The sequence below is a fragment of the Pseudomonas sp. TE3552 genome, assembly GCF_056278945.1.
The window spans coordinates 2,125,937-2,142,579 of sequence record NZ_JBWBQJ010000001.1 but is presented as its reverse complement, the minus strand read 5'-3'; the positions used below and the strand labels follow the sequence as shown (position 1 = coordinate 2,142,579).

The following is a 16,643-nucleotide window of genomic DNA, read 5'->3' as shown; positions in this document are numbered from 1 at the left end:
GTCAGCGGGCTACCTGATAACCAGTCCTTGCGAGCGTCTGGCTGGGGAGTTCCTGGAACAACGCTCGATAACTGCTGGAAAACCGTCCCAAATGCCAGAACGACCACTGCATCGCCACTTGCGCGACCGTGGTTTCCCCTGCCGTGCGGCTGAGCAATTCACGGCGCGCGCTGTTGAGCCTGCGCAAACGTAACCAGTGCGTGGGCGTCATCCCGGTATACGCCTTGAACGCATGCTGCAACTGACGCAGCGAAACCCCGGCCACCTGGGACAGTTCCAGCAAATTAAGGGTTTCTTCCGGGGTATCGGCGGCCCATTCGGCGACGCGTTTCATGACCGTTCGTTCTTCGGCCCGGCGCTGCAAACCGGCGTGATCGAGGCAAACGCAGGCGCTATCGAGGATGTACAGACAGTCCTCCAGCAGCTGCTGAGTCAGTGCTTCCTTGCTCGGCGGATCCAGCGTCTGCGCCAGCTGTGTCAACGTTGTACTCAGCCAGCGGCTGAACAGCGCGTTCTGCCCTGAATTGAGTGGCGACATAAACAAGCCTTCGAGCCGCGCCACGTCCAGGCCATGGCGTTGAACGAACTCCGGGCCGAACACCACGGCGATTTCCTGGTAGTTCTCCGGGGTGATCCAGATGTTGCGGCTCTCACCGTTCAACACGTACAGCGAGTTGTCGCTGCGATCGAAACAGAACGCCAGCGAGCCTTCGGGCGCGCTGAAATTCTGCTCGACCCGGGTGTTCATGTGTTCCTCGTAAATCTCCACGCCTTGCAAGTCCAGATAGCGCACCCTTCCGGCGAAATGCCCCGGTGACATCTGCTGGTAATGCTGCACCCAACCCGGTGTGGCGCGGATCTGCTCGGCCACGTCGGCGGTGTTGAAGGCTTGAACCTGTAACGGATTGCACGTTGTCATGGGTGACCTTACGCACTCGTTTGGTGCGTTTTGGTGCTGCTTAAAGTGGATAGATGGAACGGCAAGGCTCACCCAAGATAGTCGTCAACGCGTCACAGGGGAAGTGTTCGGTGGGTGAAGCCGCCCTCCCCGGCGTTAATCCAACCAACGACGAGGTCTCTATGAATGCCCCTTTCGATCAGCTGTTCACGTGGCTGAAAGATCACAAGATTACCGAGGTCGAGTGTGTGGTCAGCGACTTGACCGGCATCGCTCGCGGCAAGATTGCACCCACCAACAAGTTCCTGCATGAGCGAGGCATGCGCCTGCCGGAAAGTGTGCTGCTGCAAACGGTAACCGGGGACTTTGTCGACGACGACATCTACTACGACCTGCTCGACCCGGCCGACATCGACATGGTCTGCAAACCCGTCGCCGACGCGGTATACGTGGTGCCGTGGGCCATCGAACCCACCGCCATCGTCATCCACGACACATTCGACAAGTTCGGCAATCCCATCGAACTGTCGCCGCGCAACGTGCTGAAGAAAGTGCTGCAGCTCTACACCGACAAAGGCTGGAAGCCGATCGTCGCGCCGGAAATGGAGTTCTACCTGACCCAGCGCTGCGAAGACCCGGACTTGCCACTCAAGGCACCCCTGGGTCGTTCGGGCCGCGCGGAAAGCGGTCGCCAATCATTTTCCATCGATGCCGCCAACGAATTCGACCCACTGTTTGAAGACGTCTACGACTGGTGCGAACTCCAGGGCCTGGACCTCGATACGCTGATCCACGAAGACGGCCCGGCGCAGATGGAGATCAATTTCCGTCACGGCGATGCGCTGGACCTGGCGGACCAGATCACCGTGTTCAAACGCACCCTGCGCGAGGCGGCGCTCAAGCACAACGTCACCGCGACCTTCATGGCCAAACCGATCGGCGACGAGCCTGGCAGCGCCATGCACCTGCACCAGAGCGTGGTGGAAATCGCCACCGGCCAGCCGATCTTCGCCGATGCCGATGGGCAGATGAGCGAGCTGTTCCTGCACCACATCGGTGGCCTGCAAAAGTACATCCCCAAAGTGCTGCCGATGTTCGCGCCCAACGTCAATTCGTTCCGCCGCTTCCTGCCCGACACCTCGGCGCCGGTCAACGTCGAATGGGGCGAAGAAAACCGCACCGTCGGCCTGCGCGTGCCCACCTCCAGTCCTGACGCCATGCGCGTGGAAAACCGCTTGCCGGGCGCCGATGCCAACCCTTATCTGGCAATCGCCGCGAGCCTGTTGTGCGGCTATCTGGGCATGGTCGAAAAGGTCGAACCGAGCGCCGCCGTGCAGGGCCGTGCCTACGAGCGGCGCAATCTGCGTTTGCCGATCACCATCGAGGACGCACTGACGCGCATGGAAGAATGCAAAACCATCGAGCGTTACCTGGGGAGCAAATTCGTCCGGGGTTACGTCGCGGTCAAGCGTGCCGAACATGAAAACTTCAAGCGCGTGATCAGCTCGTGGGAGCGCGAATTCCTGCTTCTCAGCGTTTAGTCCGTAACGGCCCGCTCGCGATAACGGCCTACCAAACACCAAAGAAACGCCTGAAGAATCCAATAACTCTAAGAGGTGTCGATATGCGTCTATTGAAATCCGTGGTTCCGATCGCGCTGGCCTTGTCGTTCAGCGCCGGGGCGCAGGCTCAGCCGAGCGTCAGCGTCTACAACTGGACCGATTACATCGGCGAGACCACCCTCGCCGACTTCCAGGCGAAAACCGCGATCAAGGTGATCTACGACGTATTCGATTCCAATGAAACCCTGGAGGGCAAATTGCTCGCCGGCCGTACCGGGTATGACGTGGTAGTGCCGTCCAACCACTTTCTCGCGCGCCAGGTAAAGGCCGGCGCGTTCCTCACACTGGATCGCGCGCAGCTGCCCAACTTCAAAAACCTCGACCCGAAATTGCTGACGCTGCTGGAGAAAAATGATCCGCAGAATGCGCATTCCGTGCCGTATCTGTGGGGCACCAATGGCATCGGCTACAACGTCGACAAGGTCAAGCAAGTGCTGGGCATCGATCGCATCGATTCCTGGGCGGTGTTTTTCGAACCCGAGAACCTGAAAAAACTCAGCCAGTGCGGCGTGTCGATGATGGATTCGGCGGATGAGGTGTTCCCGGCGGTGCTGAACTACATGGGCATGGACCCACGCAGCGAGAATCCTGAGGACTTTAAAAAAGCCGAGGCCAAACTCTTGAGCATCCGGCCTTACATCACCTACTTCCATTCCTCGAAGTACGTTTCGGACCTGGCCAACGGTGATATTTGCGTGGCCTTCGGTTACTCGGGCGACGTGTTCCAGGCGGCCAACCGGGCCAAGGAAGCGAAGAACGGCGTGAACATCGCCTATTCGATTCCCAAGGAAGGCAGCAATCTGTGGTTCGACTTGCTGGCGATCCCTGCCGACGCCGGCAACCCGAAAGAGGCCCACGCGTTCATCAACTACCTGCTGGATCCGCAAGTGATCGCCAAGGTCAGCGCCTCGGTGGGTTATGCCAACCCGAATCCGTCGGCCAAACAGTACATGGACGCCGAATTGGTCAATAATCCTGAGGTCTACCCGCCCCAGGAAGTCCTCGACAAACTCTACATTTCAACCACCCCGCCCCAGGCGATCATGCGTCTGATGACCCGTTCCTGGAGCAAAGTGAAGTCCAACCAATGAATCAGTACAACAACGAACATGCCGGCTCCTATTACGCGGCGTCGGCCAACGGCATGACGCCCTGGCCCATGCTGGACTCGGACCTTGAGGCCGATGTCTGCGTGATTGGTGGCGGATTTACCGGGGTCAACACCGCGATCGAACTGGCGCAGCGCGGGCTCTCGGTGATCCTGCTGGAGGGCCGGCGGATCGGCTGGGGCGCCAGCGGGCGTAACGGCGGGCAGTTGATCCGTGGCATAGGCCATGACGTCAGTGGTTTTGCCCGTTATGTCGGTCAGGAAGGCGTGCGTTATCTGGAGCGCGCCGGCATCGAGTCAGTGGAACTGGTGGGCAATCGTATCCGTGAGCATGGGATTGATTGCGACCTGCGCTGGGGCTTCTGCGAGCTGGCCAACACCCCGGCGCAGTTCGCCGCGTTCAAGGCTGAACTGCAAAACCTCGCCGAACAGGGTTACACCCATGAAACCCGACTCGTCGGCCCCGAGCAGATCCGCCAGCAAGTAGTGGGCTCGGACCTTTATGCCGGTGGCCTGATCGACATGGGGTCGGGGCACTTGCATCCACTCAATCTGGTGCTCGGCGAAGCGCGATTGGCGCACGCCCTCGGGGTGCGGATCTTCGAGCAGAGCCCGGTACTGGAATTGATTCACGGCAGCACCGTGCAGGTTCGCTGCGCCGGCGGTACCGTACGCGCCGGCAGTCTGGTGCTGGCGTGTAACGCGCATCTGGAAGACCTCGAACCACGGCTGAGCGGCAAGGTACTGCCGGCGGGCAGTTACATCATCGCCACCGAACCTTTGGCGCCTGAGGTTGCCGCGCAATTGATCCCGCAGAACCTGGCGCTGTGCGACCAGAAAGTAGGCCTCGATTACTACCGTCTCTCGGCGGATCGACGCTTGTTGTTCGGCGGTGCCTGCCATTATTCGGGGCGCGATCCGGCAGACATCGGCGCCTATATGCGGCCGAAAATGCTCAAGGTTTTCCCGCAACTGGCGGATGTGCGCATCGACTATCAATGGGGCGGCATGATCGGTATCACCGCCAACCGCTTCCCCCAGGCCGGGCGCCTGAGTCAGTACCCGAACGTGTTCTACGCCCAGGGATATTCCGGCCATGGCCTGAACGTGACCCACTGGTGCGCACGGTTGCTGGCCGAAGCGATCCATGCCGGGCACAGCCAGGGGCTGGACGTTTTCAGCGCCGTGCCACACATGACCTTTCCCGGCGGACGAGTCCTGCGCTCGCCGCTGCTGGCCCTCGGCATGTTCTGGTATCGCTTGCGCGAATTGCTTGGCTGAGATTCGTGGTCACAGATTTGCACATACCTGTGGTGAAAGGGCTTGCCCCTACAAAAAATGCGCGGTGGCTTAACTTACCGACCCCGCCGCGTCCAGGGCGTCCCTCCAATACCCTTTCGATTTGCTCTATCCCAAGTCACTTCTATATTGAGGGGGTGCTCCGACTTTTCTGCCTACTGGCGAGTGCGGCTCATGGCGACGACTGCTCCATTGATCATCTGCGAGCACTGCGACTGCGTGTATGAAAAAGTCACGCTCGCCAAACATCAAAAAGCCCTCTGCATCCGTTGTGGCGGTGTGCTTGAGCGTTATAACGGCTTGTCGGTGGAGCAACGCCTGGCATTGAGCTTCACGGCGACGGTGTTGTGGATTTTCGCCAATTTCTATCCGGTCATGAGTATCAGCCTCAAGGGCCTGAAAAACAGTGCGACGCTGTGGGATTCGGTGTTGGCGCTGAACCAGGGGCCGATCACTTTTATGGCGATGGTAGCGGCGATTTCCATCATCATTGCGCCGATTTTCCAATTGCTCCTGCTGATCTGGGTGTTGAGCTTCGCCCTCACCTCTCGACGTTCGCCCGGCTTCAAACTGTGCATGCGCTGGCTGGAAACCCTCAGGCCCTGGAGCATGCTGGAGGTTTGCCTGCTGGGGGCCATGGTCGCGGTGTTCAAACTCGCCGGGCTACTGGATGTGCTGCCCGGTATCGGCCTGTTTTCCCTGGCCGTCCTCAGCCTGTTGCTGATCCGCATTGCCGGGCGCGATGTGCGTGATTTGTGGGACACCATATGAACAGGCCGCCGCTCGCCAGCGAGCTCAATCTGTGCCTGTGCCACAGCTGCGGCATGGCCTGCGACATGACCGATGAACCTCACGAATGCGAGCGCTGCGGCGCGCCGTTGCACCGACGCAAAGCCAATTCGCTTGCCCGCACCTGGGCCTACATGTTGGCAGCGGCGGCGTTTTACGTACCGGCCAATCTGTTGCCGGTGATGAACACCAAGATGTTCGGCAGTGGTGACGACAGTACCATCATGAGCGGTGTGCTGGAGTTCTGGGCACACGGTGCGTGGGACATTGCCCTGATCATTTTCATCGCCAGCATCGCGGTGCCCGGCGTCAAGTTCGTAGCCTTGACGCTGCTGCTGGTCACCGTGCAGCGCGACAGTCATTGGGCACGCAAAGAGCGCGCAAAGCTCTACCGTTTCGTCGAACTCATCGGCTACTGGTCGATGCTCGATGTACTGGTGGTGGCCCTGGTCGCCGCGTTGGTGAAGTTTCAGGCCCTGGGCGATATCGAACCGCGCCAGGGCATTCTGTTCTTCGGTCTGGTGGTGGTGTTCACCATGCTGTCGGCGATGAGTTTCGACCCGCGTCTGATCTGGGATAACGAGCGGGATAAACCAAACGAGGAGGTCATGGATGAAGTCGCAAGCCACTGACGGGCCACAAGCCCCCGGCCAGGCCCGTATCAAGACCCGTCGTTTCAGCGTTTCGCTGGTATGGATCGTGCCGATCGTCGCGGTACTGGTGGGCATTTCCCTGGTGATACACAGCTGGTTGCAGGAAGGCCCGACCATCACCGTCACCTTCAATACCGGTGGCGGCCTCACGGCCAACAAGACCGAGGTCAAATACCGCAACGTGGTCATCGGCCACGTCTCGGAGGTGAAGCTGAGCGGCGACCATAAACATGTCAACGCCACGATCCAGCTCGACAAACAGGCTGAAAGCTTTACCCGCGAAGACTCGCAGTTCTGGGTCGTGCGGCCACGTATCGGTGCCGGCGGCGTATCGGGCATCGATACCCTGCTGTCGGGCGACTACATTGGCGCCGACATTGGCCAGGCCAACGCCCGTTCCAAACACTTCACTGGCCTGGAAAACCCTCCGCCTATTACCTATGGCGAACCGGGCAAACGCTTCATGCTGCACACTCAGGACCTCGGCTCGCTGGATATCGGCTCCCCCGTCTACTATCGCAAGATCCCGGTCGGGCAAGTGGTGGCGTATGCGCTGGATGCCGATGGCAAAGGGGTGGACATCGAAATCTTTGTGCACTCGCCCAATGATGCCTACGTCACCGAGAACACCCGGTTCTGGAACGCCAGTGGTATTGATGTGAGCGTCGGTGCCAATGGTTTTGCGGTGAGTACCGAGTCCTTATCGTCCTTGTTGGTGGGCGGCATTGCGTTTCGCGCGCCGGAATACAGCCCCAACGATCAGCCGGCCAGCGTGGAAAAGACTTTCGAACTGTTCGAGGATCAGCAAACCGCCCTCGCCCCGCCCAATGGCAAGGCGCAATACCTGAGCCTGCGTTTCGACCAGGCCCTGCGCGGGCTCAAGGTCGATGCACCGGTGGAATTCCTCGGCATCGAATTCGGCAAAGTCGTCTCGGTCAATCTGGATTTCGACGCAAAAAAACGCAGCTTTCCGGTCAACGTCGGCATCGTGATCTACCCGCAACGCCTCGGTCAGGCTCATTACAAAATGCTTGAGGCCTTGAAGCATGATCCCAATGACGAAGCCGCGAGCGTACGCCTGATGGGCTCCTTCATCGAAAATGGCCTGCGGGCCCAGGCCCGTAGCGGCAATCTGTTGACCGGTCAGCTGTACATCTCGCTCGACTTCTACCCCAAGGCCGAGAAAGTCGTGTTTGATCCGACTGCCCGTCCCGTCGTGATCCCCACCATTCCCGGCAGCCTCGAGCAGTTGCAGGAAAAACTCGAGAGCATGGTCAACAAGATCAACCAGCTGCCCATCGAACGCATTGCCGGCAACCTCGACGGCAATCTCGTTGAGCTGCGCAAGAGCCTCGTACAGTTCAACGCCAGAACCTTGCCCGGCGTGCAGACGACCCTGGCGGACGTCAGCAAAACCTTGCAATCGGCCAGCTCGACCCTTGCCGATGATTCACCGCAACGGGAACAACTGACCCAGACCCTGGACGAACTGGGACGCATGTCGCGCTCTCTGCGTGAGCTCTCGGATTATCTGGGCCGGCATCCGGAATCCCTGATTCGCGGCCGGCCCGACAACGCCGCGCCGATGGACTTGCAGCCGCCACCGCGTAATTGAGTACAGGAGCGACATCCATGGCTTTTTCGCCGAAGATCACCCTGGTCACTGCGTTATTGTTGCTCACCGCTTGCCGCAGCGATCCGATTCAGTTCCACACCCTGACCCCCGCCCAACTGAGCGGCGCAAGCAGCAGCGCGGATATCCAGATCGAAGCCATCACAGTGCCCCCCCAGGTCGATCGCCCGCAGATAGTCATTCGCCAAGGCAAAAGTGGCCTGGCGATCCTCGAAACCGAATGGTGGGCGGCAACTCTGGTGGATGAGTTGCGCAGCGCCCTGGTCGATCAACTGGTCAACAGTGACCCGCAACGCAGAGTGTCGTTGCGCCTGAATGTACAACGCTTCGATTCGATACCCGGTCAATACGCATTGATCGACGTCAAATGGCGCCTGCGCAAACTCGGCGCCGGCGATAATCCGCCGATCACTTGCCGCAGCACGTTGCAGACCGCTTCCGGTGCGAGCATTGATGATCTGGTGGCGGCCCATCAGAACAATGTGAAGCGGTTAGCCGCGCTGATCAGCCAGGCCACGGCCGCAACTTCGAGAGGTTGTCCGGCGGCCAGATAAAAGTAATCACGCGCCTTGCAGTTCCACCGTGAAACAACAGCCGTTGGGCTGAAGATTACTGAGTTCCACTCGCCAACCCTGATGGGTACAAATCCGCTGGATCAGTGAAAGGCCCAGCCCCAGCCCTTCTCCCCGGCGCTCGTCACCGCGTACGAAAGATTGAAACATTGCATGGCGTTTTTCTTCCGGGATGCCTATGCCGCTGTCTTCGACGCAAAAATCGTGCTCTCGCAGGGTCAAGCGGATGTAGCCATGGTCGGTGTAATGCCAGGCGTTGCGCAGCAAATTGCCCATGACTGACTGCAGGAATGCCAGGTTATGGCGATGCGACGAAACCTGTTCGTCGTCGTAGATGAACTCGATGCCCTTTTCCCGGATCAGCGGCCCCCAGATCCCCACGAGAGAATCGGCAACCTCTTTCATTGTCGCGCTCGCTGCAGCACCGGAGCTTTCTCGGTCGCGAGCCAGCATCAGAAACGTATCGACCAACTGCCGCATTTCGTCACTCGCGCGGGCGATTCGACTGACTTGAGCCACGGAGCGCTGGTCAAGCGAGGGGTTGTCGAGCAGCAGTTCGCAGGAACTGGCCAATACCATCAACGGCGTGCGCAGCTCGTGGCTGACATCGCTGGTGAAGAGCTTTTCCCGGCCTAGTGCCTCACGTAACCGACCCAGGGTTTGATCAAAGGAAAGCGCCAGCTCCCCCACTTCGTCAACCGCATAGTCAGGATGAAGCGCAGGGGCCAGTTCCAGCAACTGATTGCGATGACGCACCTGGCGCGCCAGACGAATGACCGGCGCCATCACGCGCCTGGCCAGCAACCGGCCCAACAAAACCGCCAGCAGGACGCTCAAGACGAACCCGACGAGTACCACCGAGAACAACATATGTTCACGCTGTTTGAGGCTTCGCTGGTCTCGCAACAAAACATATTTGCGACCGCTCACCATGTTCACCATGGCGTAGTACTTCGAACCTGCGTAGAGGACTTCCTGAAAACCCGGTGCAAGCGCCGCGAGTTCCGTATCCAGCGCCATGGGCCCCGATTCGCCCTGGATGAAAAACAGCTCGTCCTTCTCCGGTTGATGGCTCCACCCGGTGCGGTTTTCCATCAACAGCAAGCGGTGCAGCCCTCCCATCAGGCGCGAGGCCGTGAGTTTTCGCTCCACCACATGCACGGTCGCAACGATGCCCACCGCGAATACGCCCGCGACCAAGGCGCTCATCAGGGCAAATACGATGACAATCCGTTTCGTCAGACTCTGCTTGAAATCCATTCGGTTGCATGACTCCACTACCAGTTCAAATCGCGACATCTGCTGACCCGGGCCAATGGCCGCCGAGCCGAGACGCGAGCCAAAGATAGACCACTGTGCGTGGTGTACAAGACAAGCGTTGCAACAACTAACTAAATAAACACAGAAATGCGGCTGCGCAAAATTTTCACATCCCTTTCACTACTCCGACACCTGCCTTGATCTAGTGTCTTTCCATGGCCCTTAAAGCGTTGTCACACAGGGTTGTATTTGAAAGTTGTTCTCTATTGCGTACCGACGGGTAAATAAAACGTGGTTAATTATGTATCGCGCAAACTGCCAACGGCACGAATCATTACATCGCGGCTCACTAAGCTAGTCGCGGCAGCGGCCGCTCTGGTTGTCGCTGCACTCGTCATGGGGTTTGTCTGGTGGCCCAGATCTCCGGTCAATCTGGGGACTGCCGGATCCGAGGTGACCAGCAGTCTGGTCAGTCGCTGGCAAGCCGGCGAAGTCGTGGCGCTGGTTCGCCATGCCGAGCGTTGCGACCAATCCAGCAACCCGTGCCTTGGTCCTGCCGATGGCATTACCCAAATCGGCAGCACTGCCGCAACAGCCGTGGGTCAAGGCTTTATGCAGCTGGGCATGGCGCAGACCGATGTGCTGAGCAGCCCGACCACCCGCACGGCGCAAACCTCGCACTACATGTTCGGCAAAGACGCGATGACCCAGGAATGGCTGGTCAGTTGTGGCAAAACCCTGCGTGACGATGTGGTGGCACACAAGCAAGCCCATCGAAATCTGGTGCTGGTCACCCACAGCGGTTGCATCAGCGATTTCGAAGCCCAGACCGGTTTCGAGCACGCGACGACCAGTGAGTACGGCAGTGCCTTGTTCGTGCACATTGCCGCCGACGGGCAACCTCAGGTGCTCGGCATTGTGAATACCACTGACTGGCAAACGCTGTTGCACGGTAAAGCCTTGAAACAATAATCGCGGCAAAAACGCCGATGCCGAAAAAGCGTTTTTGTTGGGGCGGACTATAACTAGTCCATAACCCTTAGATGGCTGACGCAACTTCTGTAGTCCAAATCGCTATTGCGTTGCTTTATGTAAGAAGTTTCGCTCGCGTACACGTGTACCGAGCGCAACACCATCCTTCTGCGCCAAGGTCGAGTCATGACGTCCAATAACTTGTTGCCCCACCCCGACGGCTATTTATTACGTGGCACCGCGCGTGCGCTGCCCATCACCGAACGCTGGATAGTGCCCGTCCTGCTGCTGGCGTTTGTTGTTTTCTATCTGCTGCCGCTAGTCACCCATGGTCTTTGGATTCCCGACGAAACCCGCTACGGTCAGATCAGCCAGGAAATGCTGTTGAGCGGTAACTGGGTGTCCCCGCACTTCATGGGTATCCGCTACTTCGAAAAACCCATCGCCGGTTACTGGATGATCGCCATCGGTCAAGCAGTGTTTGGCGACAACCTGTTCGGAGTACGTATCGCTTCGGCACTGAGTACCGGGCTGAGCGTCTGGCTGACTTACCTGATTGCTCGCCGATTCTGGAATGATCCGCGCAAGAGCTTCATCTGCGCCTTGCTCTACATGAGCTTCGGCCTGATCGCCGGGCAAGCCGGATACGCCAACCTCGATCCGCAATTCACGTTCTGGGTCAATTTGAGCCTGGTCGCGTTGTGGTTCGCCATCGATAGCCATTCCTCTCGCGGCAAACTCGGCGCTTGGGCGCTGTTGGGTTTTGCCTGTGGCATGGGCTTCATGACCAAGGGCTTTCTCGCCTGGCTGTTGCCAGTGCTGATCGCCCTGCCCTACATGATTTGGCAGCGACGCCTGGGAGAGCTGTTGCGCTACGGACCACTGGCGATAGTCGTGGCCGCCGTGGTGTGCCTACCGTGGGTACTTGCCATCCATCATCAGGAACCGGATTTCTGGCGGTTTTTCTTCTGGCACGAACACATTCGCCGCTTTGCTGCCGACAACGCGCAACACGCTCGTCCATGGTGGTTCTATCTGCCATTGCTGGTCGCCTCGAGCCTGCCGTGGGCCGTGTTGTTGCCGACGACGTTCGTTCAGGCCTGGCAGCAAAAGCGCCAGCCCGTGATCGGTTTTCTGTTGCTCTGGATGCTCTTGCCGTTGGCGTTCTTCAGCCTGAGTAGCGGCAAGCTGCCAACCTACATCATGCCGTGTCTGTTGCCTTTGGCGTTGCTGATGGGACACGCAGTGATGGAGCTGCTGAATCAAGGGCGAGGCCGGGCAATTCGCATCAACGGTGTACTCAACGTCGTCATCGCCACCTGCGCCCTGATCGCCTTGCTTTATCTGCAGGCCACCAAAGAAGTCTACGAAAACACCGAGATGTTCGCCTTGTCCCTGGCATTCATCGTATTGCTCGGCTGGATCATCGCCAACGCCTTGCAGGTGCTGCGACCGCTGGCGCTCTGGGCCATGCCGGCACTCGGTATCTGGCTGCTGGTGGCGTTGTTGCCGGCGGCGATGCCGAGCCAGATTGTCGATAGCAAGATGCCTGACCAGTTTATTGCCGAACATCTGGATGCGTTGAGTCAGACGACATCGCTGTTGAGTAATGATTTAGGCGCGGCATCAGCCTTGTCCTGGCGCCTGAAGCGGCCGCAGGTCGATCTTTTCAACACCATCGGCGAGCTGAAATATGGCCTCGACGACCCCGCCATGGCTTCACGTAAAGTCACCATGGACAACGTCGGGCAATGGATGACCGAGGCCCGCAAAAAAGGCGCGGTCGGCGTGGTGATGCGGGTTAACAGTGTCACGGAAATACAGGAAGTCGAGATGTTGCCCATCGATGGCAAGCGTTACCAAAGGGGCAATCTGGAGATTTTGATTTTCCCGCAGAGCCACCCCTGACATTAAAATGACATCTATTAACGGTTTTTTTGACGATTTTTTCTCATTTTGAGCTCTACATTCGCGGCGACTCAAATATGCAAATGATTCGCATTGTTCCGCTGAATCTGCGCGTGTTGACTTAAAAAAACAGGAGCCGTCGACAGAATGATTTCCCGCATCCCCTCGTTCCTTAAAAAAGCATTGCTGACCACTGCACTCCTCAGCGCCGGTCACGTGTATGCCGCTGCGCAGGCTGACGGTATCGTGGTCTACAACGCTCAACACGAAAGCCTGACCAAAGCCTGGATCGAAGGCTTCACCAAGGAAACCGGCATCAAAGTGACCGTGCGCAATGGCGACGACACCGAGATGGGCAATCAACTCGTGCAAGAAGGTGCAGCCTCCCCGGCCGACGTGTTCCTGACCGAAAACTCCCCGGCCATGGTGCTGGTCGACAACGCGGGGCTGTTTGCACCGGTTGCACCGAGCACGCTGGAACAAGTGGGCGCGGCCTATCGTCCGGCGCATGGCAAATGGGTAGGGATTGCCGCACGCTCCACAGTGTTCGTCTACAACCCGAGCAAGCTGACCGAAGCAGACTTGCCAAAATCGTTGATGGACCTCGCCGCACCGAACTGGAAAGGCCGCTGGGCCGCTTCGCCGGCCGGTGCCGACTTCCAAGCCATCGTCGCTGCTGTGCTGGAACTCAAGGGTGAAGCCGCCACCCTCGACTGGCTGAAAGCCATGAAAACCAACTTCACCGCCTACCGGGGCAACAGCGCCGTACTCAAGGCCGTCAATGCCGGCCAGATCGACAGCGGCGTGATCTATCACTATTACAGCTTCGTCGATCAGTCCAAGACCGGCGAGAACAGCAAGAACACCTCGCTGAACTACTTCAAACACAAAGATCCAGGTGCCTTTGTCAGCCTGTCCGGTGGCGGCGTTCTGGCTTCCAGCCAACACAAGGAACAGGCCCAGGCCTTCCTGAAATGGATTACCGGCAAAGACGGCCAGGCGATCCTCAAGACCGGCAACTCGTTTGAATACGCCGTGGGCAAGAACGCAGAATCCAACCCGAAACTGGTACCGCTGCAGCAACTCGACGCCCCGACTGTCGACGTCTCGAAACTCGACAGCAAAAAGGCTGTAGAGCTGATGACCCAGGCAGGGTTGCTCTAATTGCTTCCTGAAACTCTACCGGCAGAGGTCGCTGCGGCGTCCTCTGCAAACTTGCGCGCACGCTCTCGCGGCGTCTTCACGGGCCGCGGCGGCGCATGGGTGATTGGTTTGTCGGTGCTGGTGTCGTTGCTGGCCTTGCTGCCGATTGCTTTCGTCATCGGCGTGTCGGTGCAGACAGGCTGGGCGACGCTGCTGACGCTGGTATGGCGCCCACGCGTCGGCGAGTTGCTGATCAACACCGTATTGCTGGTGTTGCTCACCATTCCCTTGTGCGTTGCACTAGGGCTGGCCCTGGCCTGGTTGACGGAACGCACCAACCTGCCGGGGCGGCGCTGGTGGTCGCTGTTGGCGACGGCGCCGCTGGCGGTACCGGCATTCGTTCACAGCTATGCCTGGGTCAGTCTGGTCCCACCGATTCATGGGCTGTTTGCCGGCGTTCTGGTTTCAGTCATCGCTTACTTCCCGTTTCTTTATCTGCCGATAGCGGCGACTTTGCGCCGGCTCGATCCGGCCATCGAAGATGTCTGCGAGTCGTTGGGGCTCAAGCCCTGGGCGGTGTTTTTTCGCGTGGTGCTGCCGCAACTGCGCCTGGCCATCTGCGGCGGGGCCTTGCTGGTGGGGCTGCACCTGCTGGCCGAGTACGGCCTGTACGCGATGATCCGCTTCGACACCTTCACCACCGCCATCTTCGATCAGTTCAAATCCACCTTTAACGGGCCCGCAGCCAATATGCTGGCGGGCGTCCTCGCACTCTGCTGCGTGGCCATGCTGACCGCCGAGTCGGCTGCTCGCGGTACGGCGCGTTACGCCCGGGTCGGGTCGGGGAGCGCCCGCGAACAAAGGATCGTGCGTCTGAATCTGCGTACCACCCTACTCGCGCTCTTGCTGCAAGGCATGACCTGTGTGCTGGCACTCGGTGTGCCGTTGATCACCCTTGGCAAATGGCTGATAGCCGGGGGCGCTCAAGTCTGGCAAATGGGCGAACTGCTGCCAGCGCTGGAGCAAACACTCATGCTCGGGGCCGCTGGCGCACTCATTACCACCTGCGCGGCAATCCCGATTGCCTGGCTGTCGATTCGCTCGCCAGGCCGGTTACAGCGTGTGCTGGAAAGTTGCAACTACATCACCAGCTCGTTGCCGGGAATTGTCGTCGCGCTGGCACTGGTGACGCTGACAATTCATTTTGCCCGGCCGATTTACCAGACCACCGTCACGGTGCTGCTGGCGTATTTACTGATGTTTTTGCCCCGCGCCCTGGTGAGTTTGCGCGCAGGCATCGCCCAGGCGCCGGTGGAACTGGAGAACATGGCCCGCAGCCTCGGTCGTTCTCCCGGTCGGGCGCTGTGGCTGATCACGCTGCGTCTGGCCGCACCTGGTGCTGCCGCTGGCGCTGCGCTGGTGTTCCTGGCAGTCAGCAATGAGTTAACCGCTACCCTGCTGCTCGCCCCCAATGGCACGCGCACCCTGGCCACCGGTTTCTGGGCAATGACCAGTGAAATCGACTACGCCGCCGCTGCGCCCTATGCCTTGCTCATGATTGTGCTGTCGCTTCCATTGACCGGACTTCTTTATCACCAATCCAAACGCACGGCTGGCCGATGAACACTCTTGAACTCCAATCGATCTGCAAGTCCTACGGTTCTCAACGAGCCCTGGAGAACATCAACCTGTCGGTGCCAAAGGGAAGCCGCACGGTTATCGTCGGCCCGTCCGGTTCGGGCAAAACCACTTTGCTGCGAATGATCGCCGGTTTCGAATTCCCGGACTCGGGCAGCCTTTCGCTCAATGGTCAGACGCTGGTCGACAGCACCCACGAAGTACCCGCGCATCAACGGCTGATCGGCTATGTTCCGCAGGATGGTGCACTGTTTCCGCACATGACCGTGGCCGCCAACATCGGTTTCGGGCTCGCGGCCAAGGGCGTTGCCAAACAGGAACGTGTCGCTGAGTTGATGGACAGCGTGGCGCTGGACGCGAGCATGGCCAATCGTTGGCCGCATGAACTCTCCGGTGGCCAGCAACAGCGTGTTGCGCTGGCCCGCGCCCTGGCGCAACAACCACGGTTGATGTTGCTGGACGAGCCGTTTTCGGCGCTCGATACCGGTTTGCGCGCCGCCATGCGCAAATTGGTCGCCCGGCTTCTGGCAGACGCCGGTGTCACGACCATTCTGGTGACGCATGATCAGAGTGAAGCGTTGTCATTCGCCGATCAGTTGGCGGTGATGCGTCAGGGCCGGCTAGTGCAATCAGGACATCCACTGGACCTTTACCGCTATCCCGACGATGAACAAACCGCCCTGTTTCTCGGGGATGCCGTGGTCATGCCGGCCAGAATCGAAGCGGGTTGGGCTCATTGCGAGCTGGGGCGCGTACCGGTCAACAACCACAGAAACAACAGATCAGCGCAAATCATGCTGCGCCCCGAACAACTTCAGTTGACCAGTGCCCCCCACGGCCTGGTGCAATCGGACGGCTGTCGCGGTGTGGTCACCGAATGTGATTTCGGTGGAAATACCTGCACCTTGACTGTGGAATTGCAGACGTTGGCTGCGGATGAACGTCCGGGTCGTTCATTGCTGGTGCGCAGCTCCGGCATGCACGCGCCGCCCGCGGGTAGCGAGGTTCATGTGTCGACCATCGGGCATGCTCATGTGCTGAGCGAACCTTTGAATCGGTAACAGGTAAATCCGTCAAACGAAATCGCCTTGAATATAACAGTTCAAAAAAACAACTAAGCAATGCAGCACAAGTCCATTAAGGCGGAC

At 59.1% G+C, this 16,643-nt stretch carries 14 protein-coding genes; 12 read left to right on the top strand and 2 right to left on the bottom strand.

The genetic code is table 11. The features are described from left to right. Position 1: 1 nt before the first annotated feature. On the bottom strand, positions 2–919 hold the full coding sequence (locus tag ACZ9BB_RS09480) for a helix-turn-helix domain-containing protein (RefSeq protein ID WP_476213535.1): 918 nt from the start codon (positions 917–919) through the stop codon (positions 2–4). Positions 920–1,080: 161 nt separating this feature from the next. Here ACZ9BB_RS09480 and ACZ9BB_RS09475 point away from each other — a divergent pair, with 161 nt between their 5' ends. The 7 genes from ACZ9BB_RS09475 to ACZ9BB_RS09445 all read left to right on the top strand — a co-directional run bounded on the left by ACZ9BB_RS09475 (position 1,081) and on the right by ACZ9BB_RS09445 (position 8,556). Further along, positions 1,081–2,439, top strand: a complete 1,359-nt coding sequence (locus ACZ9BB_RS09475; protein WP_476213534.1) for a glutamine synthetase family protein — start codon at positions 1,081–1,083, stop codon at positions 2,437–2,439. Between the two features lie 83 nt (positions 2,440–2,522). Continuing rightward, on the top strand, positions 2,523–3,611 hold the full coding sequence (locus tag ACZ9BB_RS09470; RefSeq protein ID WP_476213533.1) for a polyamine ABC transporter substrate-binding protein: 1,089 nt from the start codon (positions 2,523–2,525) through the stop codon (positions 3,609–3,611). Next, a complete protein-coding gene (locus tag ACZ9BB_RS09465) occupies positions 3,608–4,909 on the top strand; it encodes an NAD(P)/FAD-dependent oxidoreductase (protein ID WP_476213532.1) in 1,302 nt (433 codons plus the stop codon). Before ACZ9BB_RS09470 ends, ACZ9BB_RS09465 begins: the two co-directional genes overlap by 4 nt. 192 nt (positions 4,910–5,101) lie before the next feature. Then, entirely contained in the window at positions 5,102–5,698 is a 597-nt protein-coding gene (locus tag ACZ9BB_RS09460; protein WP_476213531.1) for a paraquat-inducible protein A, read from the top strand. Then, entirely contained in the window at positions 5,695–6,348 is a 654-nt protein-coding gene (locus ACZ9BB_RS09455) for a paraquat-inducible protein A (protein ID WP_476213530.1), read from the top strand. Before ACZ9BB_RS09460 ends, ACZ9BB_RS09455 begins: the two co-directional genes overlap by 4 nt. Then, entirely contained in the window at positions 6,329–7,984 is a 1,656-nt protein-coding gene (locus ACZ9BB_RS09450) for a PqiB family protein (RefSeq protein WP_476213529.1), read from the top strand. The genes ACZ9BB_RS09455 and ACZ9BB_RS09450 overlap by 20 nt, the downstream gene beginning before the upstream one ends. Before the next feature lie 17 nt (positions 7,985–8,001). Continuing rightward, positions 8,002–8,556 (top strand): PqiC family protein, encoded by a 555-nt coding sequence (locus ACZ9BB_RS09445; RefSeq protein WP_476213528.1) that lies wholly within the window; start codon positions 8,002–8,004, stop codon positions 8,554–8,556. Positions 8,557–8,562: 6 nt separating this feature from the next. Here the strand turns inward: ACZ9BB_RS09445 and ACZ9BB_RS09440 are convergent, their stop codons facing one another. Continuing rightward, complete coding sequence (locus tag ACZ9BB_RS09440; RefSeq protein ID WP_476213527.1) at positions 8,563–9,834, bottom strand: sensor histidine kinase; 1,272 nt, start codon at positions 9,832–9,834, stop codon at positions 8,563–8,565. 291 nt (positions 9,835–10,125) lie between these two features. Here ACZ9BB_RS09440 and pmrG point away from each other — a divergent pair, with 291 nt between their 5' ends. From pmrG to ACZ9BB_RS09415, 5 genes are all read left to right on the top strand, one after another. Then, positions 10,126–10,806 (top strand): lipopolysaccharide core heptose(II)-phosphate phosphatase PmrG, encoded by a 681-nt coding sequence (gene pmrG / locus ACZ9BB_RS09435; RefSeq protein ID WP_476213526.1) that lies wholly within the window; start codon positions 10,126–10,128, stop codon positions 10,804–10,806. Between the two features lie 186 nt (positions 10,807–10,992). After that, a complete protein-coding gene (arnT, locus tag ACZ9BB_RS09430; protein WP_476213525.1) occupies positions 10,993–12,714 on the top strand; it encodes a lipid IV(A) 4-amino-4-deoxy-L-arabinosyltransferase in 1,722 nt (573 codons plus the stop codon). Positions 12,715–12,861: 147 nt separating this feature from the next. Further along, positions 12,862–13,878 (top strand): iron ABC transporter substrate-binding protein, encoded by a 1,017-nt coding sequence (locus ACZ9BB_RS09425; protein ID WP_476213524.1) that lies wholly within the window; start codon positions 12,862–12,864, stop codon positions 13,876–13,878. 51 nt (positions 13,879–13,929) lie between these two features. Then, on the top strand, positions 13,930–15,480 hold the full coding sequence (locus tag ACZ9BB_RS09420; RefSeq protein ID WP_476213523.1) for an ABC transporter permease: 1,551 nt from the start codon (positions 13,930–13,932) through the stop codon (positions 15,478–15,480). Beyond that, positions 15,477–16,556 (top strand): ABC transporter ATP-binding protein, encoded by a 1,080-nt coding sequence (locus ACZ9BB_RS09415; RefSeq protein WP_476213522.1) that lies wholly within the window; start codon positions 15,477–15,479, stop codon positions 16,554–16,556. Before ACZ9BB_RS09420 ends, ACZ9BB_RS09415 begins: the two co-directional genes overlap by 4 nt. The last annotated feature ends 87 nt before the right edge of the window (positions 16,557–16,643 follow it).